Annotated in this window: 23 protein-coding genes and 1 pseudogene; 12 read left to right on the plus strand and 12 right to left on the minus strand. The window is 69.2% G+C overall.

Annotated features, from left to right (window positions below; translation table 11 throughout):
- Window positions 1-30 precede the first annotated feature (30 nt).
- Window positions 31-1,614, plus strand: a complete 1,584-nt coding sequence (gene purH, locus JL101_RS28140) for a bifunctional phosphoribosylaminoimidazolecarboxamide formyltransferase/IMP cyclohydrolase (RefSeq protein WP_203098564.1) — start codon at window positions 31-33, stop codon at window positions 1,612-1,614.
- On the opposite strand, the gene JL101_RS28145 is transcribed toward purH, so the two are convergent.
- Entirely contained in the window at window positions 1,586-3,046 is a 1,461-nt protein-coding gene (locus tag JL101_RS28145; RefSeq protein WP_203098565.1) for a sensor histidine kinase, read from the minus strand. The two genes, purH and JL101_RS28145, sit on opposite strands and share 29 nt — an antisense overlap.
- A 194-nt stretch (window positions 3,047-3,240) precedes the next feature.
- Here JL101_RS28145 and JL101_RS28150 point away from each other — a divergent pair.
- A pseudogene (locus tag JL101_RS28150) lies at window positions 3,241-3,666 on the plus strand (YkvA family protein); the annotation flags it as partial.
- On the opposite strand, the gene JL101_RS28155 reads toward JL101_RS28150, so the two are convergent.
- Window positions 3,606-4,649 carry a zinc ABC transporter substrate-binding protein gene (locus JL101_RS28155; RefSeq protein ID WP_203098567.1) on the minus strand — a complete coding sequence of 348 codons (1,044 nt, stop codon included), beginning with the start codon at window positions 4,647-4,649 and terminating at the stop codon, window positions 3,606-3,608. The pseudogene JL101_RS28150 and the gene JL101_RS28155 sit on opposite strands and share 61 nt — an antisense overlap.
- 127 nt (window positions 4,650-4,776) lie before the next feature.
- Here JL101_RS28155 and znuC point away from each other — a divergent pair, with 127 nt between their 5' ends.
- Window positions 4,777-5,583: a zinc ABC transporter ATP-binding protein ZnuC gene (gene znuC, locus JL101_RS28160; RefSeq protein WP_203098568.1), complete on the plus strand. Its 807-nt coding sequence runs from the start codon at window positions 4,777-4,779 to the stop codon at window positions 5,581-5,583.
- Window positions 5,576-6,367 carry a zinc ABC transporter permease subunit ZnuB gene (gene znuB / locus JL101_RS28165; RefSeq protein WP_203098569.1) on the plus strand — a complete coding sequence of 264 codons (792 nt, stop codon included), beginning with the start codon at window positions 5,576-5,578 and terminating at the stop codon, window positions 6,365-6,367. Before znuC ends, znuB begins: the two co-directional genes overlap by 8 nt.
- Window positions 6,368-6,421: 54 nt before the next feature.
- Here znuB and dnaJ read toward each other — a convergent pair whose 3' ends face one another.
- Together dnaJ and dnaK are read right to left on the minus strand one after the other, a co-directional pair.
- A complete protein-coding gene (dnaJ, locus tag JL101_RS28170; RefSeq protein ID WP_201076097.1) occupies window positions 6,422-7,564 on the minus strand; it encodes a molecular chaperone DnaJ in 1,143 nt (380 codons plus the stop codon).
- A 179-nt stretch (window positions 7,565-7,743) separates the two neighbouring features.
- Window positions 7,744-9,678: a molecular chaperone DnaK gene (gene dnaK, locus JL101_RS28175; RefSeq protein ID WP_203098726.1), complete on the minus strand. Its 1,935-nt coding sequence runs from the start codon at window positions 9,676-9,678 to the stop codon at window positions 7,744-7,746.
- 689 nt (window positions 9,679-10,367) lie between these two features.
- Here dnaK and JL101_RS28180 point away from each other — a divergent pair.
- Window positions 10,368-10,571, plus strand: a complete 204-nt coding sequence (locus JL101_RS28180) for a hypothetical protein (RefSeq protein ID WP_203098570.1) — start codon at window positions 10,368-10,370, stop codon at window positions 10,569-10,571.
- Between the two features lie 227 nt (window positions 10,572-10,798).
- Complete coding sequence (locus JL101_RS28185; RefSeq protein ID WP_203098571.1) at window positions 10,799-11,737, plus strand: DUF1848 domain-containing protein; 939 nt, start codon at window positions 10,799-10,801, stop codon at window positions 11,735-11,737.
- On the opposite strand, the gene JL101_RS28190 is transcribed toward JL101_RS28185, so the two are convergent.
- Entirely contained in the window at window positions 11,689-12,225 is a 537-nt protein-coding gene (locus JL101_RS28190; protein ID WP_203098572.1) for a PAS domain-containing protein, read from the minus strand. The genes JL101_RS28185 and JL101_RS28190 overlap by 49 nt on opposite strands.
- A gap of 375 nt (window positions 12,226-12,600) precedes the next feature.
- Here JL101_RS28190 and JL101_RS28195 point away from each other — a divergent pair, with 375 nt between their 5' ends.
- On the plus strand, window positions 12,601-12,738 hold the full coding sequence (locus JL101_RS28195) for a hypothetical protein (RefSeq protein ID WP_203098573.1): 138 nt from the start codon (window positions 12,601-12,603) through the stop codon (window positions 12,736-12,738).
- Window positions 12,739-12,748: 10 nt separating this feature from the next.
- Here JL101_RS28195 and JL101_RS28200 read toward each other — a convergent pair whose 3' ends face one another.
- Entirely contained in the window at window positions 12,749-13,798 is a 1,050-nt protein-coding gene (locus JL101_RS28200; protein WP_203098574.1) for a class I SAM-dependent methyltransferase, read from the minus strand.
- Between the two features lie 192 nt (window positions 13,799-13,990).
- Between JL101_RS28200 and JL101_RS28205 the strand changes: the two genes are divergently transcribed.
- The gene (locus tag JL101_RS28205) at window positions 13,991-14,716 is read left to right on the plus strand and encodes a carbonic anhydrase (protein WP_203098575.1); all 726 of its coding nucleotides are present in this window, start codon (window positions 13,991-13,993) and stop codon (window positions 14,714-14,716) included.
- Between the two features lie 41 nt (window positions 14,717-14,757).
- Here the strand turns inward: JL101_RS28205 and JL101_RS28210 are convergent, their stop codons facing one another.
- The 3 genes from JL101_RS28210 to JL101_RS28220 all read right to left on the minus strand — a co-directional run bounded on the left by JL101_RS28210 (window position 14,758) and on the right by JL101_RS28220 (window position 17,368).
- Complete coding sequence (locus JL101_RS28210) at window positions 14,758-16,092, minus strand: DUF2254 domain-containing protein (protein ID WP_203098576.1); 1,335 nt, start codon at window positions 16,090-16,092, stop codon at window positions 14,758-14,760.
- Between the two features lie 98 nt (window positions 16,093-16,190).
- A complete protein-coding gene (locus tag JL101_RS28215; RefSeq protein ID WP_203098577.1) occupies window positions 16,191-16,973 on the minus strand; it encodes a DODA-type extradiol aromatic ring-opening family dioxygenase in 783 nt (260 codons plus the stop codon).
- Between the two features lie 104 nt (window positions 16,974-17,077).
- On the minus strand, window positions 17,078-17,368 hold the full coding sequence (locus tag JL101_RS28220) for a YciI family protein (protein WP_203098578.1): 291 nt from the start codon (window positions 17,366-17,368) through the stop codon (window positions 17,078-17,080).
- Between the two features lie 204 nt (window positions 17,369-17,572).
- On the opposite strand from JL101_RS28220, the gene JL101_RS28225 reads away from it, so the two are divergent.
- The gene (locus tag JL101_RS28225; protein ID WP_203098579.1) at window positions 17,573-18,514 is read left to right on the plus strand and encodes a DMT family transporter; all 942 of its coding nucleotides are present in this window, start codon (window positions 17,573-17,575) and stop codon (window positions 18,512-18,514) included.
- On the opposite strand, the gene JL101_RS28230 is transcribed toward JL101_RS28225, so the two are convergent.
- Complete coding sequence (locus JL101_RS28230) at window positions 18,511-19,011, minus strand: DUF3429 domain-containing protein (RefSeq protein WP_203098580.1); 501 nt, start codon at window positions 19,009-19,011, stop codon at window positions 18,511-18,513. The two genes, JL101_RS28225 and JL101_RS28230, sit on opposite strands and share 4 nt — an antisense overlap.
- A gap of 143 nt (window positions 19,012-19,154) precedes the next feature.
- Here JL101_RS28230 and JL101_RS28235 point away from each other — a divergent pair, with 143 nt between their 5' ends.
- Window positions 19,155-19,916, plus strand: a complete 762-nt coding sequence (locus tag JL101_RS28235) for an SDR family NAD(P)-dependent oxidoreductase (RefSeq protein WP_203098581.1) — start codon at window positions 19,155-19,157, stop codon at window positions 19,914-19,916.
- Window positions 19,917-19,923: 7 nt separating this feature from the next.
- Here the strand turns inward: JL101_RS28235 and JL101_RS28240 are convergent, their stop codons facing one another.
- Together JL101_RS28240 and JL101_RS28245 are read right to left on the minus strand one after the other, a co-directional pair.
- Window positions 19,924-20,787, minus strand: coding sequence for a methylated-DNA--[protein]-cysteine S-methyltransferase (locus tag JL101_RS28240; RefSeq protein ID WP_203098582.1), 864 nt, complete (start codon window positions 20,785-20,787; stop codon window positions 19,924-19,926).
- A 75-nt stretch (window positions 20,788-20,862) separates the two neighbouring features.
- A complete protein-coding gene (locus tag JL101_RS28245; RefSeq protein WP_203098583.1) occupies window positions 20,863-21,369 on the minus strand; it encodes a DUF2244 domain-containing protein in 507 nt (168 codons plus the stop codon).
- 99 nt (window positions 21,370-21,468) lie between these two features.
- On the opposite strand from JL101_RS28245, the gene nth reads away from it, so the two are divergent.
- Both nth and JL101_RS28255 read left to right on the plus strand, forming a co-directional pair.
- Window positions 21,469-22,146, plus strand: coding sequence for an endonuclease III (nth, locus tag JL101_RS28250; RefSeq protein WP_203098584.1), 678 nt, complete (start codon window positions 21,469-21,471; stop codon window positions 22,144-22,146).
- Window positions 22,147-22,277: 131 nt separating this feature from the next.
- Window positions 22,278-23,201, plus strand: coding sequence for a hypothetical protein (locus JL101_RS28255; RefSeq protein ID WP_203098585.1), 924 nt, complete (start codon window positions 22,278-22,280; stop codon window positions 23,199-23,201).

Raw genomic sequence — 23,201 nt, forward strand, 5'->3', positions numbered from 1 at the left:
AGGGCCAGAATTTCGCAGGATACCGCCGTCATGACCGCCGATCTCGTCCGCGTCACCCGCGCCCTCGTTTCCGTTTCCGACAAGACCGGCCTGGTGCCGTTCGGCCAGGCCCTGGCGGCGCGCGGCGTCGAGATCCTGTCGACCGGCGGGTCCGCCCAGCAACTCCGCGACGCCGGCGTGCCGGTCACCGAGGTCGGCGACCATACCGGCTTCCCCGAGATGATGGACGGCAGGGTCAAGACGCTTCACCCCAAGGTCCATGGCGGCATCCTGGCGCGCCGCGACCTGGACAGCCACCTGGCCGCCATGGAGACCCATGGCATCCCGCCGATCGACCTGGTCGTGGTGAACCTCTACCCGTTCGAGGCGACGGTCGCGCGCGGCGCCGCGTTCGAGGACTGCGTGGAGAACATCGACATCGGCGGCCCGGCGATGATCCGGAGCGCCGCCAAGAACCACGGCTTCGTCGCCGTGGTGACCGACGTCGCGGACTACGACGCGGTCCTGGCCGAGCTGGAGGCCAATGACGGCGCCACGACGCTGGCGCTCCGGCGGCGGCTGGCGGCCGGCGCCTACGCCCGCACGGCCGCTTATGATTCAGCGATCAGCCAGTGGTTCGCCGGCCAGAACGGCGAGACCTTCCCGGCCCGGGTCACGGTCGCCGGCAGCCTGCGCCAGACGCTCCGCTATGGCGAGAACCCGCACCAGCAGGCGGCCTTCTATGTCGGGGCCGACGGTCGGCCGGGCATCGCGACGGCGACCCAGCTCCAGGGCAAGGAGCTGAGCTACAACAACCTGAACGACACGGACGCCGCGTTCGAGCTGGTGGCCGAGTTCGAGCGCCCGGCGGTCGCCATCATAAAGCACGCCAACCCCTGCGGCGTGGCCGAGGGCGACAACCTGCCCGACGCCTACGCCCGCGCGCTGGAATGCGACCCGGTCAGCGCCTTCGGCGGCATCATCGCGGTGAACCGCACCCTGGACGCCGCCACGGCCGAGCAGATCGCCAAGCTGTTCGCCGAGGTGGTCATCGCCCCCGACGCCGACGGGGAGGCCCGGGCGTTCCTGGCCGCCAAGAAGAACCTGCGCGTCCTGCTGACCGGCGCCATGCCCGATCCGGCGGCGCCCGGAATGACCGTGCGGACGGTGTCCGGCGGCTTCCTGTTCCAGAATCGCGACAGCGGCCGGATCGGCCTGCCCGACCTCAAGGTGGTGACGAAGCGGGCGCCCGACGACCGGGAACTGGCCGACCTGCTGTTCGCCTTCCGGGTCGCCAAGCATGTCAAGTCGAACGCCATCGTCTATGCCAAGGCCGGCGCGACCGTGGGCATCGGCGCCGGCCAGATGAGCCGGGTGGACAGCTCCCGCATCGCGGCGTGGAAGTCGGCCGACGCGGCACAAGCGGCGGGCCGGACGGAAGCGGGGACGATCGGCTCCGTGGTCGCGTCCGACGCCTTCTTCCCCTTCGCGGACGGCCTGCTGGCGGCGGCGGATGCCGGCGCCACCGCGATCATCCAGCCCGGCGGATCCATGCGCGACGGCGAGGTGATCGCCGCCGCCGACGAGCGCGGCCTCGCGATGGTCTTCACGGGGATGCGCCACTTCCGGCACTGAGCCTCCAGGTCTCCGTGCATCCTTCGAGGTCGGGGTCGCGGGGCGCCGGTTCCGCCTCCCCGCACCGGGACCGGCCCGACAGGAGCCTGCCGGCCGGCAGCACAGCCTCGGCGGTGGTTCCCGATCCCGGAGCGCTGGTCAGTTCCAGGGAACCGCCATGCAGCTCCATGATCCGCTTGGCCAGCGGCAGGCCCAGCCCGGTGCCCTCGTACTTGCGGGCCAGCCGGCTGTCGATCTGGCGAAAGCGCTGCAGCGCCTTCGGGATCTCCTCGGGAGCCATGCCGATCCCGGTGTCCGTCACGGACAGGCGCAGCCCCCGCCCGGGCACCACGTCGATGGACAGCCGGACGGAGCCGCCCGCCGGCGTGAACTTGATCGCGTTGGACAGCAGGTTGAGCAGCACCTGGCGCATCCGCAGGGGATCGGCGCTCACCAGGGGCAGGTCCGCGCACTGGCAGCGCTCCAGCGCCACCCGCGACGCCTCCGCCAGCGGCCGCACCATGCTCTGGGCTTCCTGGCAGACCTGGACCGGGTCCATGGCCTCCTCGTGGATCTCCAGGCCGCCGGCATCCATCTTGGCCAGATCCAGGATGTCGTTGATCAGCCGGAGCAGGTGGTCCCCGCTCCGGTAGATGTCCGTCGCGTAATCCCGGTACCGGCGGTCGCCGAGCGGGCCGAAGGTCTCGGACCTCATGACATCGGAGAAGCCGAGGATCGCGTTGAGCGGCGTCCGCAGCTCGTGGCTCATGTTGGCCAGGAACTGCGACTTGGCCTGGCTCGCCGCAGCGGCCGCATCGAGCGCGTCCCGCAGATCGCCGGAGGTCGCCTCCAGCTCGGCCCGGGTCGTCTCCAGCTGCTGCACCCGCGCGGCGAGGCTCATCTCCGCGGTCTCCAGCCGGGAGAAGGTCCGGTGCAGTATCCTCGCGGGCAGCAGCCGGGCCGTGGCGTAGCTCGCCGCCGCGATGACGGCGGCAGCCAGCGCTGCGGCCAGGAGATGCTCGATCACGGCATCCAGGCTCTGGAAGACCTGGACGGTTCCGATCGTCCTGCCGTCGAGGATGATCGGAGCCTCATGGGCGAGGTACGGCGCCAGGGGCATGTCTCCATGCTCCGCGACGGCGCGCCCGTCGCCGTCCAGGACGCGGTACAGTTCCGTTTCGTCCTCGCTGCGGTCGAAGGCGCGTCCGGTGGCCAGCAATTCGCCGAGGGAGTCCGCCTGGGACTGCCAGCCGGTTGCGTGCCGGCCGGCCAGGCCCGCCACGTCCCACGCCAGGCGCCTCGCCTCGATATCCGTGTGCTCCCGGGTATCGCGGAGGTTCAGGCCGAAATCGACCGCCGGTATGCCGATCAGCAGGATGATCGCGAGCATGGCGGCCACACGCGAGACGAACTGCTCCAGACGCTTCGCTTCGGCCTTCAAGGACGTAGTCACCGCGCAGTCACCCGGTTCTATGATCCCGCGATGCGACTTTCCGCGGGACGGTTACAGGAAACCGTCACCGGGGTTCATGGATGACGCTCCGGGCGGACGGGTTTTCCTTGTATCGGAGACTTGCTAATATTCTCTGATGCAGCCGGGCGGAGCCGGCCGATCGGGTAGGGAGGGGAGGCGGCATGCTGTCCGGGGCGAAGGCCTGGGCCCGCGGCGTGAAACGGGACGTCCACGCGGTCTATCTGGCGGCCCGCGACCCCAGGACACCCTGGTATGCCCGGGCGGCGGCGCTCCTGGTCGCGGCCTACGCGTTGAGTCCGATCGATCTGATCCCGGACTTCATCCCGGTCGTCGGCTATCTCGACGACCTGCTCATCGTGCCGCTCGGCATCCTGCTCGTCGCCCGGCTGATTCCCGCCGACGTGCTGGCGGAGCACCGCTCGGCCGCACGGGCGCTGCCCGCGGCGGCCCCCGTCAGCTACGCGGCGGCCGCCGTCGTGGTCGCCGTCTGGATCGCCGCCGCGGCCGCCCTGTCCTGGTGGCTGGCGGCGGGAAGCGGTCAGCCGGCTTTCAGGCAGGACGCCAGAGAGGCGGCCATGTCGCGCATGAGCTGGAAATAGAGGTCCGGACCGTCGGGCAGCCCCGCTCCGAGCGGGTCGAGCACGCCCTTGCCGGCCCCGGTGCCCTCGACGACGGTAGCGACCAGGGTCGGCTCGAACTGGGGCTCGGCGAACACGCAGGCGGCGTCGAGAGCGGCGATCCGTCCCCGGATCTCGCTGAGCCGCTGGGCACTGGGCCGCTGCTCCGGGCTGACCGTGATGGCGCCGACGGCGTTCAGCCCGTAGCGGTCCTCCAGATAGTGGTAGGCATCGTGGAAAACCACGAACGGCCGGTCCTTCACCGGGGCCAGCAGGGCTCCCAGCTCGGCGTCGAGCGCGGTCAGCCGCTCGGTCAGGGCCTTGGCATTGGCCTGGTAGCGGGCGGCGTTGGCGGAATCATGCTCGGACAATTCCCGCGCGATGGCGGCGACCATCGCCCGGGCATTGGCCACGTCGAGCCAGATATGGGCATCGCGCGTGCCGTGCGCGTGTCCGTCCTCATCCCCATGCCCGCCCTCGGCGTGGTCGCCGTGCCCGTGGTCCTGGTCCCCATGCCCGTGGTCGCCATGCCCGTGGTCGTCTTGCGCGTGCTCATGGTCGGAGGCCTCGTGCGGCTCCCAGGCGCCGCCTTCCCGGGTCGGCAGCAGGGTGACGCCGGGCGCCTCCATCAGGGCGGTCACGTGGGCCTTGCCGCTCAGGGACCCGATGGGTTTGGTCAGGAAGGTCTCCAGGTCCTCGCCGATCCAGAATACCAGGTCGGCCCTGTTGAGGGCGCGGGCGTCGCTGGGGCGCAGGCTGAAGGAGTGCGGGGACGCCGCGCCCTTGACCAGGAGCATGGGCTCGGCGACACCCTGCATCACGCCCGCGACCAGGGAATGGACCGGCTTGACGGAGGCCACCACGCCGACCGGTTCCGCCGCCGGGGCGGCGGCCGGGAAGGCGGCGGGGAAAAATGCCGCTCCGGCCAGGGCCAGGAGTGATGTTGTTGCGCGACGGACGTTCATGACGGGGTGTGACCTCCGACCGGGGCAGGGTTGCACAATTGCATATTCGTGAAGCCCCTACTGTTCTGTTATAACATAACCTTGTCAAGTGCCGGTTGACCGGCGAGGGAATCGGGGCGCAGCCTTCATGTCATCCAACAGAGAGCCTCTGGTCGAAGTCCGCGGGCTGACCGTCACCTACGGCAGCCGCACCGTGCTGGAGGATATCGACCTGACCGTCGGCGCGGGCGAGATCGTGACGCTGATCGGTCCTAACGGCGCCGGCAAGACGACCCTGGTCAAGTCGGTTCTGGGCCTGGTCAAGCCGTCCGCCGGATCGATCCGGCGCCGCGCCGGCCTGACCGTCGGCTACATGCCCCAGCGGCTCCAGGTCGAGCGGACCCTGCCGCTGACCGTGCGCCGCTTCCTGACCCTGTGGCAGCGGGTCGACCGCGCCGATCTGGCCCGGGTGCTCGACGAGGTGGGGGCCGCCCACGTGATCGACGGCGCGGTCCAGACCCTGTCGGGCGGCGAGCTTCAGCGCGTGCTCCTGGCCCGCGCCCTGCTGCGCCGGCCCGACATCCTGGTGCTGGACGAACCGGTGCAGGCGGTCGACGTCCATGGCCAGATCGAGCTGTTCAACCTGATCGCCGAGATCCGCCGGAGCCGAGGCTGCGGCGTGCTGCTGGTCTCCCACGATCTGCACCTGGTGATGGCGCGGACCGACACGGTGCTCTGCATCAACGGCCACGTGTGCTGCTCCGGCCATCCGGAGGATGTCAGCCGGCACCCTGAATATCTGGCGATGTTCGGCCGCCATGCGGAGGCCCTGGCGGTCTACCAGCACAGCCACGACCATCACCACGACTGCGCCGGCGCGGTGGTCTCCCTGCCGTCCGGCCAGGATGCGGCCCGTCCGCTTCCCGAAGCCCGGAGGCATCACGGCCATGGATGATTTCATGATCCGGGCCCTGCTGGGCGGCTGCGGCATAGCGCTGGTCGCCGGCCCGCTGGGATCCTTCGTCGTGTGGCGCCGGATGGCCTATTTCGGCGATACCCTTGCCCACTCCGCCCTGCTGGGAATCGCCCTGGGCTATCTGCTGGGGATCGGTCTGACGGTCGGCGTGATCGCGGTCTGCGTCGCCATCGCCACGCTGCTGGTGATGCTCCAGGAACAGCGCCAGCTCGCCAGCGACACGCTGCTCGGCATCGTCTCCCACTCGACGCTGTCCCTGGGCCTGGTCGCCATAGCCTTCATGGAGACCATGCGGATCGACCTGCTGGCCTACCTGTTCGGCGACATCCTGTCGGTCACCGTCGCGGACATCCAGTGGATCTACGGCGGCGGCGCCGTGGCGCTGGCCGTGCTGGCGCTGATCTGGCGGCGCCTGCTCGCCATCACGGTGGACGAGGACCTGGCGCGGGTCGAGGGGATGCCGGTGCTGGCGATCCGCCTTGTCTTCATGCTGCTGATCGCCGCGGTGATCGCGATCGCCATGAAGATCGTCGGCATCCTGCTGATCACGTCGCTGCTGATCGTGCCGGCCGCGACCGCCCGGCGGTTTTCCCGCTCGCCCGAGCAAATGGCCGTCGCGGCGTCGCTGGTCGGCATGGCCGCCGTGATCGGCGGCCTGATGGGCTCGCTGTTCTGGGACCTGCCGAGCGGCCCCAGCGTGGTCACCGCGGCGGCGCTGATGTTCGCCCTGAGCCTGATGGCGCCGATCCCGCGGGCGGCATGACGGTGGACGGGGGAATGGGGCCGGACCGCCATTCCCCCGTCACCGCCGGTTCCTTCAGTCCTTCAGGTCTTCCCAAAGCTCCTTCACCTTGGCGAAGAAGCCCTCGCTTTCCGGGCTGGTGCCTTCCTTGCCCGCCTTCTCGAACTCGCGCAGCAGTTCCTGCTGCTTCTTGTTCAGGTTGACCGGCGTCTCGACCACGGCCTGGATATACATGTCGCCGCGCTGGGTGCTGCGCAGGACGGACATGCCCTTGCCCTTCAGGCGGAACTGGTGGCCCGACTGGGTGCCGGCCGGCACGTTGACCTTGGCCCGGCTGCCGTCGATGCTGGGCACCTCGACCGTGCCGCCGAGCGCCGCGGTCGTCATCGGGATCGGCACCCGGCAATGGATGTTGGCGCCGTCGCGCTGGAAGAACCGGTGGGGCGCTATCGCCAGGAAGATGTAGAGATCGCCCGTCGGCGCCCCGCGCAGCCCCGCCTCGCCCTCGCCGGCCAGCCGGATGCGGGTGCCGTCCTCGACGCCCGCGGGGATGTTGACCTGGAGGTTCTTCTCCTTCCGGGTCCTGCCGCTGCCGCCGCAGCTCTTGCACGGGTCCTTGATGACCCGGCCGGCGCCGTGGCAGGACGGGCAGGTCCGCTCGATCGTGAAGAAGCCCTGCTGGGCCCGCACCTTGCCCAGGCCGCCGCAGGTCGGGCACGAGATCGGCTGGGTGCCGGCTTCCGCCCCGCTGCCCGAGCATCCTTCGCAGACCACCGAGGTCGGAACCCGGACGGTGGCCTGGCTGCCGCTGAAGGCTTCCTCCAGCGAGATCTCCAGGTTGTAGCGCAGGTCCGCGCCCCGGCCGGTCTGGCCGCCGGCACGCCGGCCGCCCATGAAGTCGCCGAACATCTCGTCGAAGATGTCCGCGAAACCGCCGCCCCCGAAATTGAAGTCGAAGCCGCCGGCGCCGCGTCCGCCGCCCGGGCCGCCGCCCTCGAAGGCGGCATGGCCGAAGCGGTCGTAGGCCGCGCGCTTCTGCTCGTCCTTGAGGACCTCGTACGCCTCGCTGCAATCCTTGAACTTGGCTTCCGCCTCGGCGTCGCCAGGGTTCCGGTCGGGGTGATACTGCATGGCCATCTTGCGATAGGCCTTCTTGATCTCCTCCGCCGAGGCACCCTTGGTCAGGCCGAGAAGTTCGTAATAGTCCTGCTTCGCCATCAGGCCGCCAGCCCCTGCCTCTGAACCGTTCGATCAACCATAAAACCGCTCCGGTTGGCCGGCCCTGGACCCAGGACCTTCCAACCGGAGCGGAAAACACAATGCCACACAAATCCCGCCGCGGGGGAGGACGGATTTCGGTCCGCCATCCCCCGGCACCCGGGATGAAGCGCCGCCGGTCAGGCCGACTTGCTCTTCTTGTCGTCGTCGACCTCCTCGAAGTCGGCATCGACCACGGTCGAGTCGCCGCCCGCCTGCGCCCCGGCGCCGGCGGAAGCGCCGGCACCCGGGCCGCCCGTGCCGTCGTCCTGGCCGGCCTTGTACATGGCCTCGCCAAGCTTCATGGACACCTGGGCCAGCGCGTCGGTCTTGGCCTTGATCGCCGCGGCGTCGTCGGCACCGACGGTCTCGCGCAGCTCGGCGATGGCCTTCTCCGCGGCGGCCTTGTCGGCCGCCGGGATCTTGTCGCCGGCTTCCTTGATGGTGCGCTCGGTGGTGTGGATCAGGCCGTCGGCCTGGTTGCGCAGCTCGACCAGCTCACGCCGCTTCTTGTCCTCGGCGGCATGCGCCTCGGCGTCCTTGACCATCTTCTCGACGTCGGCATCGGACAGGCCGCCCGAGGCCTGGATGCGGACCGACTGCTCCTTGCCGGTGGCCTTGTCCTTGGCGCCGACGCTGACGATGCCGTTGGCGTCGATGTCGAAGGTCACCTCGACCTGGGGCACGCCGCGCGGGGCGGGCGGGATGCCGACCAGGTCGAACTGGCCCAGCAGCTTGTTGTCGGCCGCCATCTCGCGCTCGCCCTGGAACACCCGGATCGTCACGGCGCTCTGGTTGTCCTCGGCGGTCGAGAAGGTCTGGCTCTTCTTGGTCGGGATCGTGGTGTTGCGGTCGATCAGCCGGGTGAACACGCCGCCCAGGGTCTCGATGCCCAGCGACAGCGGGGTCACGTCCAGCAGCAGCACGTCCTTCACGTCGCCCTTCAGCACGCCGCCCTGGATCGCGGCGCCGATCGCGACGACCTCGTCCGGGTTGACGCCGCGGTGGGGCTCACGGCCGAAGAACTGCTTCACGGTGTCCATGATCTTGGGCATGCGGGTCATGCCGCCGACCAGGATCACCTCGTCGATCTCGTTGGCCTTCAGGCCGGCGTCGCGCAGGGCCGCCTTGCACGGCTCGATCGTGCGCTGCACCAGGTCGTCCACCAGGGCTTCCAGCTTGGCGCGGGTCAGCTTGATGTTCAGGTGCTTCGGGCCGGACTGGTCGGCGGTGATGAACGGCAGGTTGACTTCCGTCTGCATGCCGGACGACAGCTCGATCTTCGCCTTCTCCGCGGCTTCCTTCAGGCGCTGCAGGGCCAGACGGTCGTTCCGCAGGTCGATGCCCTGCTCCTTCCGGAACTCGTCGGCGAGATAGTCGATGATGCGGGCGTCGAAGTCCTCGCCGCCCAGGAAGGTGTCGCCGTTGGTCGACTTCACCTCGAACACGCCGTCGCCGATCTCCAGCACCGATACGTCGAAGGTGCCGCCGCCCAGGTCGTAGACCGCGATGGTGCCGCTGCCCTTCTTCTCCATGCCGTAGGCCAGCGCCGCGGCCGTCGGCTCGTTGATGATGCGCAGGACTTCGAGGCCCGCGATCTTGCCGGCGTCCTTGGTGGCCTGGCGCTGGCTGTCGTTGAAGTAGGCGGGAACCGTGATGACGGCCTGGGTGACCTTCTCGCCCAGGTAGTTCTCGGCGGTTTCCTTCATCTTCTGAAGGATGAAGGCGCTGATCTGGCTGGGGCTGTACTTCTTGCCGTGGCTCTCCACCCAGGCGTCGCCGTTGTCGCCGCCGACGATCTTGTAGGAAACGAGCCCCTTGTCCTTCTGGGTCAGCGGATCGTCGTAACGGCGACCGATCAGACGCTTGATCGCGAACAAGGTGTTGTCGGGATTGGTCACCGCCTGGCGCTTGGCCGGCTGGCCGACCAGACGCTCGCCACCCTGGGTGAAGGCGACCATCGACGGCGTCGTCCGGGCGCCTTCGGTGTTCTCGATGACCTTGGCACTGCCGCCTTCCATGACGGCCACGCACGAGTTCGTGGTGCCCAGGTCGATACCAATCACTTTGCTCATCATTCAGCCTCTTTGTTACGGCAGACCAGTCGCGGCCCGGTACTTCGGCACCGCCACGGCCCCCTTGGTTCTGGTGGTTGAGGGTATGGAACGGTGTTGGAGTTCAGATGATCTCTCAGTCTGACCGGAGATATAGGCAGGTGCTCCGAAGGCTGCAACCGCCCCGCGGCAAGGCAAATGCGGCGGAGACGGGGCCTCGGGCCGGAAAGCCACACCCCGGAAGCCAGACCCAGGAAGCCAGACATGGAACGGGCGCCGGCCGGCCGGGAGCGCGACCGCCTGCCGCACCTGCCCCCGCAGCCGCCGGCCGGCATTCCGCCGGAACACCCCGGTATGGCGGGCATGACGCCGGCGCCAGGGACTCACAGCGCCCGGTTTGAATCCCCGTTGCAAGGTGCTACCAGCAGTATCAATTCCTGCCAAGTCCAGGCAAAAAGGGAAGCAGTAACAAGACGGTATAAATCTGAGTTTTTGCTTGAAGTTAACCTATGATTAAAGTACTTCGGTGTGCTGACATAATGAGACGCAATTGACAGTTGCCGCTATTTCTGTTCGGCCTTACATTATCCACCTTCTTATCCCCAACGATTATGGTATATGTTTTCCAGGGCAAGGCGAACGCGAGGTGTGGGGGGACACCGCCGGCCTCGCCCGGAGACGGTGGCGCGATTATTAGAGGTAAATTTATCATGACTCACAGACGTCGCGATTTGGCGCTTGCGATCAAGTCCTGCCTCGACAGCCTGGCGCAGGATGCCAAGAACAATGAATTGGCGGAACTCGCCCATTTCGTAAGCCTCGCCGCCCTCGCGGCCGAGGAAGCCGCCCAATCGGCGGACCCGCAGGCCAACCTGCTGAAGGCCCTGATGTCGGGAGAAGCCGGCCACTGCTGACCCGGCCAGCCCGGCCCTTGCTGCGGCGGACTTGCCTCACCGGAATGCTTTGCTATATTTTTCAGTGATTTGAAGGGACTGTCGGGCTTTCCGGCAGCCCCTGCCTTCCCCGCCCTGTTTCCCGCGCCGACGCGGGCGGCCCCAAGGCTCCGCCCGTCGTCATCTCACAGCCTTGTCACCGGTCCGCGCCGCCCCGGCCCGCCGTCCGGCCTGCCGGAGTAAGCCGGGTGATCGTTTCCGCCAGCTACAAGACCGACATCCCGGCGTTCCATGGCCGCTGGTTCCTCAACCGGCTGGATGCCGGCTTCTGCACCGTGGTCAATCCCTATGGAAGGCAGGTCCACCGGATCGACCTGTCGCCCGCCGCCGTGGACGGATTCGTTTTCTGGACCCGCAACGCCTGGCCCTTCATGGACGCGCTGGAGACCGTCGCCCGGCGGGGGCATCCCTTCATGGTCCAGGTGACGCTGACCGGCTATCCCCGGGCGCTCGAATCGAACGTGCTCGACACCGCCCGGTCGGTGGAGCAGATCCGCGCGCTCCGCGGCCGCTGGGGTCCGCGCGCCGTCGTTTGGCGCTACGATCCGATCGTCCTGTCGTCCCTGACCGGCGCCGACTGGCACCGGGCCAATTTCGGCGGCCTCGCCCGGGCGCTGTCCGGCGCGGTGGACGAGGTGGTCATGTCGTTCATGCAGCCCTACCGTAAGACCGTCCGCAACCTGGACGCCGCCGCCCGCGCCCACGGCTTCGCCTGGCACGACCCGGAGGATGCAGAAAAGCGGGCGCTCCTGGCCGACCTCGCGGCGATCGCGGCGGGGGAGGGCATGACGCCGACCCTGTGCACCCAGCCGCACCTGCTCGACGTGCCGGGGGTGTCGGCCGCCCGGTGCGTCGACGCCGCGCGCCTGGGCGACGTCGCGGGCCGGCCGGTGGCGGGCCGGCGCAAGGGCAACCGCCCGGGCTGCGATTGCGCCGAAAGCCGGGACATCGGCGACTACGACACCTGCGTCCAGGGCTGCGCCTACTGCTACGCCGTGGCGAGCCGGCCGGCGGCCCTGCGCCGGGCGAAGGCCCATGACCCGGACGGGGAGTTCCTGGTCGCCCCTGCGGCGCCGGCTCAGAGTTCCGCCGGGTCGAAGGCCACCGTCGATCCGTCCAGCTCGTAGTCCTGGATGGTCGGCCGCTCGCGGGCATGGGGGTCGGCGAAGGACGCGTAAAGGCAGGTGAAGATCTGGCACACGGTCCGCCCGTCCTGCGTGAACGGCAGGAACAGCTTGTCGATGCCGGCCTCCACGCCCCGGAAGGAGGCGCTCCGGTACCGGAAGGCCATCGGCTTGCCGCGGGCCGTGCAGTCCTCGAACTGACGCAGCACCACGCGGGCGACCGGCGGCTTCAGAACCTCGTCCAGGAATCGCCCGGTATAGTCCGCGCCGTCGTAATAGACGATCTCGGTCCCGACCAGCCGCAGGCGGAACCGGCGGGGATATCCCTCCACCCCGACGATCAGCAGGTTGCCCATCCAGGGCTGGAACTCCTCCGGATGGAAGCTCGACCGCAGCGGCAGGGCCTGCCCGTCGAGGCGCGAGGACCAGAGGGCGTACAGGGCACGGAGCTTTTCGGCAGGGAGGGCGGGGAGGTGTGGGTTGCTGGTCATGCTTGGCGGGACTACCGGAATGAACGCAAGAGATCCGCTAGCTCGGCCGAAGACTTGGCGGCCGTCAAGTCACGAATCCTTAACAAGTTATTTAAATACTAACGTATGCGCCCCGCGCGGGCCAGCCGAACGACTCGGATCCTGATTTCGGCAGCTTTATCCGATAAGGCAAGAGTGCGGCTCAATATGCCTCAGGGATTTATGAATGCTTGATTGGGCGGTATTTTATGAATCATAGTCGTGCCGGTACGGCGGATCGGCTGTGGCGGTGCTTTACTTAGATGCCATTCATTGGATGCCATTCAGGGGAGTTGATAATGCGATCGGCGATAGTTCAGGCTCCTTGCGCCATCATCAATTCAAACCATTCTGTTCATGTTTCCCGCCGCCCGGTCCGGTCGGTACTCCGGCGCCCAGCGGCTGCGCGAGCTGGTCGGGACCGTGGTGGGGGAACCGGGCTCGGCCGCCCCGCCCGCCCTGGCCCCGCCCGCCCTGGCGCAAGCCGCGGAATAGCCCGCCGGCGTCAGCGCGCGGTGTTGCGCCAGCCCTGCACGCCGTCCACCAGGGTCAGCGGCGCGCCTCCGGACAGCCGGATGATCGCCGGCCGCTCCATCTCGAGGGTCCACCCGGCCCCGAGCAGGCTGTCCATCAGGCGCCCCTCGATCTGCCGCGAGTGGGTGCCGATCACCATGTAGGCCACCCGGCGCGACAGGGTGCCGATGCAGGAGTCCACCAGGTCGGCCTCGCCGCCCTGGATGTCCACGTGCAGCAGGTCGAGCCGCTCGCGGTCTCCGATGACCTCGTTCAGCGGGATCATCGGCAGCTCGTCGTGGCTCCCCGCGCGAAGCGCCCGGCGGCGTTCCTCCCCGGTCGCGTTGAAGATGGGTTCCAGCCCCCATTCCATGCCCGAGGTCTTCTGGCGCGGGAACAGGGCGGTGCCCGGGATGGCGGCGGCGATCCCGTGGAACAGGGTGACCTCGTCCGCCGCGAACCCGTTGGAGGCGCAGGCCTCGCGCGCGAAGGCGATGTGCCCCGGGTCGCCCTCGACGCCGATCAGGTGCGTCTTGAGGCCCAGGCGCCGCGCGGCGACCCCGGTATTGTTCATCCAGCAACCCCAGCCGCAGCCCAGTTCGGCCATGGTGAAGGTCTTCCGGGCCAGCTCGACCGCGCGCAGGGCGGCGGCCCACTCGGCGATGTCGGCATGCCAGTTCGCCGGATTCGGGATGCCCTCGACCTGTCCCGCCCGGTCGGCGAGAACTCCGGGCAGGAACTTGTTGTGGATGACGACGCCCAGGAAGTTGGTCAGATGGCCGTCGCGCGGCTCGAGCCCCGGCACCGCATGCCGGCGGATGACCTCCCGGGCGTCGAACTCGGCGTGATAGTGGTGGAAGGGGCTTGAGCCGCGATTCGCGGCGAACTCGCTGGATTGGCTGACGGCGCGAAGGGCCGCCGCCGCCGATCCCAATTCACGGCACTTCTCGATGACTTCGGCGCTCTCCGGCGTCCGGCCCAGGAGAACCTCGTAGATCGTCACGACATCCTCGCGCGACAGCCGGGCCGTTCGTTTCCACATCTGATTCCATGGGGTTCGTAGGATCGCGCGATGGCCCAACAGATGTCACAATCAACCTTTCATTCCAATCTGCCTTAGATGGTAAACCGTAAGTTATGTAGGGTGACTCCGGTGTGCGGATCGCGCCGGTCGGGGAAACTCCGGGCCATGCGGTCCGTTGCAGCAGTCCTACGAACGAAGGGGGAAACGACAATGACCGGGATAGACAAGTCAAGGCGCGCATTCTTCAGGAGGACCTGCGGCGGCGCCGCGGCGGGGGCCCTGGCCGGCGCCATCCTTCCGGTCGGGACGGCCTTCGCGGCCGGCCCGGCCGCCAGGACCGACCTGACGCCCGATCAGGCGCTCCAGCTGCTGAAGGAGGGTAACCGCGATTACCTGACCGACAGCGCCTACCGCGCCGGCGAGAACCGCGACCGCCGGATCGAGATCGCGCGCGGCCAGACGCCCTTCGCCGTGCTGGTGAGCTGCTCCGACAGCCGCGTGCCGCCGGAACTGCTGTTCGGGCGGGGCCTGGGGGAACTGTTCATCGTGCGCAACGCGGGCAACACCGTGGACACCTCGGCGCTGGGCAGCATCGAGTACGCGGTGGCGGAACTGGGCGTGCCGCTGGTCGTCGTGATGGGCCACGAGCGGTGCGGCGCGGTCGCCGCCGCGGTCTCGGTGGTGCGCGACAACGCCAGTTTCGCCGGCAGCATCGGCAGGATGGTCGAGCCGATCATCCCCGCGGTCCTGGCCGTGCGCGACCAGCCGGGCGACATGGTGGAGAACGCGGTCCGGTCCAACGTCCGGCGGATCGTCCGGCGGCTGCGCGAAGCGGAACCGCTGCTCGTCGATCCCCTGGAAGCCGGCAAGCTGAAGATCGTCGGCGCCCGCTACGACCTGGACGACGGCGTGGTGGAGTTCTTCGAGGACATCTGACGCCGGGGAGGCGCCGGCCGGTGCGGGAACATGGCCGGCCGTCACACGTCCGTGGCGATCAGGCTGGCCAGCGCCGCCTCGTGCCGGTCGGCGATCTCGGCCTTGTCCTGCTCCTCCTCCACGTCGCGGTGGCCGGAAGACGCGATCATCGAGGCGTGCCGGGCCAGCGCGTCGCGCTGCTCCGGGGTCCGGACGTGGAACGCCAGGCGGGCGATGGTGTCGAGCAGGTGGATCAGGATGGCGGGATTCCCGGCGGCGGCCTGCCGGATCTCGTTGAACGACCGGTCGACCAGCCCGGTGAAGGTGGCGGGATGGGCGATCAGCCTGACCCGGCCGTCCTCGTCCCGGTGCAACGCCGGCTCCATGTCGCGCCCCATGGCCAGCGCCAGGGACGCCGCCAGGCGGTCGATCACCGCCACGGCGGTATAGGGATCGTTGATTCCGGGCGACAGGGCGCGCAGCGCCACCTCGACCAGCTGGCGAATGCTGAACTCGATGTCCTGGGTCGGCGTGCGGTCCGCGCCGATCACCACCGCCTCGGCGAGCCCCCGGGCGATCCCGTCGCCGGGGCGGTCGCGGGGGGTGAACGAGGCATGGCAGCCGCCGGCCAGCAGGTGCCATCCCGCGCGGAACCGCAGCGTCAGGACGACGTCGTGCTCGCGCGCGAGCGCCACCAGCGCGCCATGGTCGATGGTCTGGACATAGCCTCCCCGGGGCAGGCTGAGGTCGGCGCCGCCGCCGTCCGGGTCGTCCCCGCCGGTGCGCAGGTCGTGCCGGGGGAGCTTGCCCGGCTCCGGCAGCAGCCGGCGCACCACCTCGTCCAGTTCGTTGCCGACCCGGTTGATCACCGTGTCCGAGACGATCGAGCTGGCGAGATGGTGGACGTAGAACAGCAGCAGGAAGATGCAGGCCAGCGACAGGGCCGAGCCGACCGTGATGGCGACGTTGGGCACGTTGTCGGCGTCCAGGTGGTCGTCGACCCGCCGGTAGACCAGCAGCAGGTAGACGATGGTCATTACGAAGAAGCCCAGCGCCGCCTGGGTGCGGCGGTCGCCGATGAAGTTCCGGATCAGCCGCGGTCCGAGCTGGCTGGCGGCCAAGGTGAGCACGACCATGGTGATCGAGATCGCCAGCGTCGACATGGTGATGATCGACGACAGCAGCGTGGACAGCAGCTCGCTGGCATTTTCCGCCTTGCCGCTGTAGAGCCACCAGACGCGCTGGTCGCTTTTCGTCAGGTTGGCGTCGATCCCGAGGGCGAACACCGCCAGGGCCAGGGCTCCCACCGTCATCAGCCCGGGAATGAACCAAAGGCTGGTCCTCAGCCGTCCCCAGATGTTGAGCAGGCGGTCGTAGGTCGCGTCTCGAATTTCCAAGGGATCATCCGCTCGGCAGCCGGAACAGGTTCAATTTCGAACACAATCCAGGCAAATCCGTTCCGCCGCGTCCCTTGTTCATCGGACCGCCGCGTCCTTCACGCGAACTCGTAGACATCCATGGCCAGCACGCCGAAGGCATGGCTCGCATGGACGCGGGCGCCGCGCGGCTCCGACGCGGCGCCGATCGCCGCGAACAGCGGCATCAGGTGCTCCTCGGTCGGGTGGTTGCGCTCCGCGGAGGGGGCCAGCCGGCGATAGTCAGCCAAGTCGGCGGTGCGGCCGTCGCGGATCGCTTCGGCCAGCCACTCGCCGAACCCCGAGACCCAGCCCGGCGCCGGCGCGTCGTGGGCATTGCCCCTGAACTCGTACAGGTTATGGGTGGCGCTGCCCGATGCCAGCACCAGCACGCCCGAATCGCGCAGCGGGCGGACGGCCTCGCCCAGCGCCAGATGGTCGGCCGGGCCGCCGTCGCGCAGGATCGAGAGCTGGGCGACCGGGATGTCGGCGGCGGGATACATCAGCGACAGCGGCACCCAGGCCCCGTGGTCCAGCCCCCGCTCCGGGTCGAGCCCGACCGGCCGCCCCGTCGCGGCCTCCACCAGGCGCGCAGCCTCTGCCGCCGTGTCCGGCGCGCCCGGGGCGGGGTAGCGGATCCGGTAAAGGGCTTCCGGGAAGCCCCGGAAATCATGGATGGTCTCCGGCGCGGGGCTGGTGCCGACCGCCGGCGCCGCGGTCTCCCAATGGGCGGACACCACCAGGATCGCTTCCGGCCTCCCCAGCCGCTCGCCGTAGCCGCGCAGGAAATCGGCGGCGCCACCCCGCTCCAGGGCCAGGGTGGGCGAACCGTGCGAGACGAACAGGCTGGGGAAGCGGGACATGACAAGGCTCCAACGGGGCTGACGATCACATGTCCCCACTATGGACCCGATCATCCGCCGGCATAATCCACCGCCAGGTCGATGGACTGTATCGTCACATGCAACTATGCCAGCGGCGCGCAGCGGAACGGGCGCACCTCGATCTTCTGCCAGACATTGCCGGTGACATAGGGGTCGCGGGCCAGCCAGGCATCCACCGCCGCCCGGTCGGGCATCTCCACGATGCAGGAGGAGCCGATCATGCGCCCCTCGTCGTCCAGGATGGCGCCGCCGACGATCATGCTGCCGTCAGCCTTCATGGCGCGGGCGGCCTCTAAATGGGCCTCGCGGACCGCCATGCGCCGGTCCAGCGCCGCTTCGTCGGTCCCGTCATAGGCGATGACCAGGAACTGCATCTTCGGTTTCCTCCCAAATCGGTGCTTCACGATCCCACCATAGGCCGGTCCCCCGGGAACCGGGACGCCGCATGGCAGATTTGCGCCCTGCGCAAGCCTTCCCGGCCACCGTCGGTTGGTCGCCGGGAAGGATACGGGCATAGTGTCGCACATACGTTTTTCCCGCCGCCTCCTTTTCCGCAGCAGATCCGGCAGTCCTCCCCAGTGGCTTTCTTCAGCACGCGCCTGTTCCCGTCAAAGCTTTCCGTCACGGTGGAGGGGGCGCTGTGGATGGTCACGGCGGCGGCCCTGTTCTCGGTGCTGAACCTGCTGATCCGCCACGCCTCGACCGAGCTGCACCCGTTCCAGGTCACCTTCTTCCGCAACTTCTTCAGCCTGGCCTTCATGCTGCCCTGGTTGATGCGGGCGGGACTGGGCGGCCTGCGGACCCGCAAGTGGGGCCTCTACTCGACGCGCGCCCTGACCGGGCTGGCCGCCATGCTGACCTGGTTCTACGCGATCAGCGTGATGCCCCTGGCGGAGGCGGTGGCGCTCAACTTCACCACGCCGCTGTTCGCCACCGTGGGCGCAGCACTCTTCCTGGGCGAGGTGGTCCGGCTGCGGCGCTGGACCGCCACCGTCGTGGGGTTCCTCGGCGTCCTCGTGATCGTCAGGCCCGATGCCGAGGCCATCGATCTGGTGGCGGTGCTGGTGCTGGTGTCGGCCTGCTTCAGCGCGGCGTCGGCGCTCCAGGTCAAGGCGCTGGCGCGGACCGAGTCGACCACAGCCATGGTGACCTACATGGTGCTGTTCCTGACCCCCATGTCGCTGGTCCCGGCGCTGTTCGTCTGGTCCTGGCCGAGCTGGGGGATGCTGGTATGGCTGGTCGCCATGGGCGGCGTCGCGACGCTGGGCCACCTGTCGCTGACCCGCGCGTTCCACATGGCCGACGCCTCCGCGATGATGCCGTTCGACTATACCAAGCTGCCCTTCGCGGCGTTGCTCGGCTACGTCATGTTCGGCGAGACCATGGACCTGTGGAGCTGGGTCGGCGCCGGGATCATCGCCGGTTCCACCATCTACATCGCCCAGCGGGAGGCGTCGCTGGCCCGCCGGGAGCGGACGGCCGCCGCGGCCTCGGCCAGCGTCCGGGACCCCGGGCGCTAACTGGTGACCTGGTCGGGCGCCAAGCCCAGCAGCACCCGGGCCAGCGACAGGGCGAGCGCCAGGATCACCAGCACGGTCAGCGCCCTGCGCATCGGCAGGTACCAGCCGGGCGCGTGGCCGGCTTGCACCGCGGCGCGGTCGCCGAGATACATGCCGGCGAAGGCGACGATGAAGGTGACCAGCGCCGGCACCGCCGTCAGGGCGACGGCGATCCAGGCCACCAGCGCCGGCACCACGCTCCAGCCCAGGCGGGTCCAGGTCATGGCGGGCGCCGGTTTGCCGGGGGACGGGGGATCGCCGCCCCAATTCGCCAGCGCCAGTCCCCAATGGACGGCGCCCAGGAACGACAGGATGGTCGCGGCATAGAGGACCTGGACCTGGAGCGCATGGACGTTCCAGGGCAGCGGCGCCAGCCAGACGGCGGCGGCTCCCAGGTAGAAAGGGATCAGCCCGGCGAAGCCGAGCGCGAGGGCGGGACGGGGAGTATCGGACAGCATGACCGGTGACAAACTAGGGCGCCGGGCTGTTCCGTCCATCCCCCGCCGGGTGCTGCATTCGCCCGCCCACTCTGCTAAAGAGCGGGCCGATCGAACAGTACAGTCTGACAGCACAGTCTTACAGCACAGGGGGAGGAAGACCGATGAAGGTCAAGGATCATGCCGCCATCATCACCGGCGGCGGCTCGGGCATGGGGGCGGAAACCGCCCGGCGCCTCGCGGCGGAAGGCGCCAGGGTCGCCCTGTTCGACCTCAACGTCGACGCCGTCCAGGCGGTGGCCGACGAAATCGGCGGGATCGCGGTCCAGTGCGACGTATCCGACGCCGCCAGCACCGAGGCGGCCTTCGCCACGGCGCGCGAGGCCCACGGCCCGGCCCGCATCGCGATCAGCTGTGCCGGCGTGGCGACGCCCGGCCGCATCGTCGGCCGCGAGGGGCCGCTCGACCTCGCCGCCTTCAAGCGGGTGGTGGACATCAACCTGGTCGGCACCTTCAACGTGATGCGCTTGGCCGCCTACGACATGAGCAAGCTCGACCCGCTGGAAACCTCGGAGCGGGGCGTCATCATCAACACGGCGTCGGTCGCCGGGTTCGAGGGCCAGATCGGGCAGGCCGCCTACGGCTCGTCCAAGGGCGGCGTGATCGCGCTCGGCCTGCCGGCGGCGCGCGAGCTGGCCCGTTTCGGCATCCGGGTCATGACCATCGCGCCGGGCCTGATCGCCACGCCGATGCTGCTGACCATGCCGCAGGAGGTCCAGGACAGCCTCGCCGCCTCGGTGCCGTTCCCCAACCGCTTCGGCGACGCGGGCGAATACGCCGACCTGGCGCTGCACATCATCGGCAACGTCATGCTGAACGGCGACGTCATCCGCCTGGACGGCGCCCTGCGCCTGGCACCGAAGTAAGTCGGGCCTATCCGGCGGCGCGTGCCGCCTCGTAGGCCAGCAGGGCCTTCTTGCGGCGCACGCCCCAGCGGTAATTGTGGACGACGCCCGACTTCAGGATCACCCGGTGGCACGGGATGATCAGGCTGATCGGGTTGCGCCCCACGGCGGCCCCGACGGCGCGCGGCGCCTCCGGCCGGCCGACGGCGCGGGCCAGGTCCTGGTAGCTGACGAAGCGGCCGGCCGGGATGCGCAGCAGCGCCTCCCAGACCTTGATCTGGAAATTGGTGCCGCGCAGCACCAGCGGGATCGCCTCTCCCGCCGCCTCGCCGCCGAAGACCCGGTCCACGATGCCGGCGGTGGCGGCGGGGTCCTCGACCAGAGCGGCCTCCCCCCATTCTTCCCGGAACGTCGCGACCGCCGCCCGCTCGTCGCCGTCGATCACGAAGCTCAGCCAGCACAGCCCGCGCGGCGTGGCCGCCATCAGCGCGCGGCCGAACGGGCTGTCGTGCAGGCCCCAGCGGACCGTCAGGCTGGCGGCTCCGGCCTTGTAGTCGCCGGGGGTCATCGCCTCGCACGCGACGAACAGGTCGTGCAGGCGGCTGGGGCCGGACAGCCCCACCTCCAGCGCGGTGTCCAGCACGCTGCCGTCCTCGTCCAGCAGGCGCTTGGCATGGCCCAGCGTCACGAACTGGGCGAACCGCTTGGGGCTGATCCCGGCCCAGCGCTTGAACACGCGCTGGAAATGGAACGGGCTCATGTTGGCCGCCGCGGCCATGTCCTCCAGCGAGGGCTGGTCCTGGTAGCCGTCCACGATCCGGTCGATCGCGGCGGCGATGGCGGCGTAATGGCTGCGGAGGTCCTGGTCCTCCATCGGATCGGCAAAGGTCATCTCATCCTCCCCGGATTGTCGGACAGCATATGCCGCCGATTCCGGGACCGGGCCAACCCGATTCTTGCGGAGCGGTCAGGCGCCGGGATGGACGCGCCGGCAGCGGCCCAGCGCCTCGTTCAGCGCCTTGGCGAAGTCCAGCCGCTCCTCCGGCGACAGGAAGGAGCCGACGGTCAGGGTCTGGCCGTGGCTGGTCAGCGTCACCTGGCTCTCGTGCTCGGGCGGATCGTCCATGGTGACCCGCAACCAATAGGGCTGGAAAGTCCAGCACCGGTCGTCGCCGGTCACGCCGACCCGGTGGACCACCAACTCGCGCTCGGTCAGGCGGACCGTCTCGTACATGCGGGCGCTACGATAGCTCCGGCGGAACGCCCACCAGACCAGCAGGATGTCCAGCCCGAAGAAGCCGAAGATCGGCCAGGCGCCCTGGAGCCAGAAGAACCCGCCGACCGTCAGGCTGATCGCCGTGAAGGCCCCCATGAAGATCGCGAATCCCCGCCGCGACAGGCTCCTGTGGGGATGCAGGATCGCGTCGAAGAAGATCCGCGGTTCCGCGGCATCGTCATGGGCAATGGCGGTCATGGCAATAGGATATGATGCGTGGGAGGAATTGGTAAAGACCGATCGGTACGGATCGGCCGGCCCTTGGCGCGGGGCGGAACCAGGAGATATCCTAGGGTCATGAAGCCAGCCGACATCGAAGAATTCTTCCGCCGCCTTGCCGCCGACAACCCGGCGCCCAAGACCGAATTGGAGTTCACCAACCCCTATACCCTGCTGGTCGCCGTGGTGCTGTCCGCCCAGGCGACCGACGTCGGTGTCAACAGGGCGACGGGCCCGCTGTTCCAGGTCGTCCAGACGCCGCAGCAGATGCTCGACCTGGGGGAGGAGAAGCTTCGCCACTACATCAGGACGATCGGCCTGTTCAACACCAAGGCCAGGAACGTCATGAAGCTGTCGGAGATCCTGGTCTCCCAGCACGGCGGCGAGGTGCCGCGCAAGCGGAATGAGCTGGAAGCCCTACCCGGCGTCGGCCGCAAGACCGCCAACGTGGTGCTGAACGTGGCGTTCGGCCAGACCACCATCGCGGTGGACACCCATATCTTCCGGGTCTCCAACCGGACCGGGCTGGCGCGCGGCAAGACGCCGGAGGAGGTCGAGCGCAAGCTGGTGCGCTACGTGCCGGCCCGCTGGAAACCCCACGCGCACCATTGGCTGATCCTGCACGGCCGCTACATCTGCAAGGCCCGCAAGCCGGACTGCCCGGCCTGCGTCGTGCGCGACCTCTGCGCCTATCCCGACAAGACCACCGAGCGCGACATGCTGGAAGACCCGCCCGTGCCGGTCAGCGCCGGCTGACCGGCAGGATCTTCCGGGCACCGGCAGCTTTTGCCGGGGAGGGGCGGCGTCCCGCCGCCCGCGGTTGGCGGGACGCGCACCCTCCGCACTTGGCACGCCCCTTGCTGATAGCCCGGGCAGGAGGCCATGCCATGTCCATCGATACCCTGACCGCCACCCGCGCGACGCCCCGGAACTGGGAGACCCCGGTTCCGAACGGAGTCGCCGAGAACGAGATGCCGGATACCGGGGAGGTCGAGATGTCCTTCTGGGACTTCGTCGACATCGTCAACCCGCTCCAGCACATCCCGGTGGTCAATACGGTCTACCGCGAGCTGACGGGCGACACGATCAAGGGCGTGTCGCGGGTGATCGGCGGCGGCATCTATGGCGGGATCGTCGGCCTGGTCGCCGGCGTCGGCAGCGCCATCATCGCCGAGACGACCGGCAAGGACCCCGGCGAGCACCTGATGGCCATGGTCACCGGCTCCGGCGACGAGGAGCCGGCGGCCGAGGCGCCCCAGGTGGCGTCTGCGGAAGCCCCCCAGCCTTCGGCCCCGCCGCCCGCCACGACGGCGGCACCTCCCGCCGCCACCCCCGCCACCGTCCCCACGGACAAGACCCCGCCCGTACCGCCGGCCATGGCGGAGGCGGCGCCGGCCGGAGAGGTGCTGATCCCGGCCGCGGTGGCGTCCAACCCGGTTCCCGCGTCCCGCCGGCCGGGGGAGACCGACTCGAAGTTCTTCGCGGTGCCCAAGCGAGTCGCGGGCCTCCAGCCGAAATCGACGCTGCCCATCGCGACCGGGCCTGGCGCCAACCTGGAGAAGATGCCAACCCATCGCGCCTCCGCCCAACTCGCCGCAGCTCAGGCCGCGGAGAAGCCGCCCGCCGCGACCGCGACGCCCGCCTCGCCCCAAGCCGGAAGCTGGCCGCCCGGCGGATCGGCCCAGATCCCGCCGGAACTGGTCGCCGACATGATGATGAACGCTTTGGACAAGTACCGGCAGGGTGCCCGGACCGGCACCGCCGCCGCTCCCGCCGGCGCGTCCCCCGGAGCCGCCCGCGGCAGCTATTGA

This window comes from Skermanella rosea, from assembly GCF_016806835.2.
Taxonomy (GTDB): domain Bacteria; phylum Pseudomonadota; class Alphaproteobacteria; order Azospirillales; family Azospirillaceae; genus Skermanella; species Skermanella rosea.

Coding starts and splice junctions, on each gene's coding strand:
- purH (WP_203098564.1), top strand. CDS start 31: ATGACCGCCGATCTCGTCCGCGTCACCCGCGCCCTCGTTTCCGTTTCC.
- JL101_RS28155 (WP_203098567.1), bottom strand. CDS start 4,649: ATGAACGTCCGTCGCGCAACAACATCACTCCTGGCCCTGGCCGGAGCG.
- znuC (WP_203098568.1), top strand. CDS start 4,777: ATGTCATCCAACAGAGAGCCTCTGGTCGAAGTCCGCGGGCTGACCGTC.
- znuB (WP_203098569.1), top strand. CDS start 5,576: ATGGATGATTTCATGATCCGGGCCCTGCTGGGCGGCTGCGGCATAGCG.
- dnaJ (WP_201076097.1), bottom strand. CDS start 7,564: ATGGCGAAGCAGGACTATTACGAACTTCTCGGCCTGACCAAGGGTGCC.
- dnaK (WP_203098726.1), bottom strand. CDS start 9,678: ATGAGCAAAGTGATTGGTATCGACCTGGGCACCACGAACTCGTGCGTG.
- JL101_RS28180 (WP_203098570.1), top strand. CDS start 10,368: ATGACTCACAGACGTCGCGATTTGGCGCTTGCGATCAAGTCCTGCCTC.
- JL101_RS28190 (WP_203098572.1), bottom strand. CDS start 12,225: ATGACCAGCAACCCACACCTCCCCGCCCTCCCTGCCGAAAAGCTCCGT.
- JL101_RS28195 (WP_203098573.1), top strand. CDS start 12,601: ATGTTTCCCGCCGCCCGGTCCGGTCGGTACTCCGGCGCCCAGCGGCTG.
- JL101_RS28200 (WP_203098574.1), bottom strand. CDS start 13,798: ATGTGGAAACGAACGGCCCGGCTGTCGCGCGAGGATGTCGTGACGATC.
- JL101_RS28205 (WP_203098575.1), top strand. CDS start 13,991: ATGACCGGGATAGACAAGTCAAGGCGCGCATTCTTCAGGAGGACCTGC.
- JL101_RS28215 (WP_203098577.1), bottom strand. CDS start 16,973: ATGTCCCGCTTCCCCAGCCTGTTCGTCTCGCACGGTTCGCCCACCCTG.
- JL101_RS28220 (WP_203098578.1), bottom strand. CDS start 17,368: ATGCAGTTCCTGGTCATCGCCTATGACGGGACCGACGAAGCGGCGCTG.
- JL101_RS28230 (WP_203098580.1), bottom strand. CDS start 19,011: ATGCTGTCCGATACTCCCCGTCCCGCCCTCGCGCTCGGCTTCGCCGGG.
- JL101_RS28235 (WP_203098581.1), top strand. CDS start 19,155: ATGAAGGTCAAGGATCATGCCGCCATCATCACCGGCGGCGGCTCGGGC.
- JL101_RS28240 (WP_203098582.1), bottom strand. CDS start 20,787: ATGACCTTTGCCGATCCGATGGAGGACCAGGACCTCCGCAGCCATTAC.
- JL101_RS28245 (WP_203098583.1), bottom strand. CDS start 21,369: ATGACCGCCATTGCCCATGACGATGCCGCGGAACCGCGGATCTTCTTC.
- nth (WP_203098584.1), top strand. CDS start 21,469: ATGAAGCCAGCCGACATCGAAGAATTCTTCCGCCGCCTTGCCGCCGAC.
- JL101_RS28255 (WP_203098585.1), top strand. CDS start 22,278: ATGTCCATCGATACCCTGACCGCCACCCGCGCGACGCCCCGGAACTGG.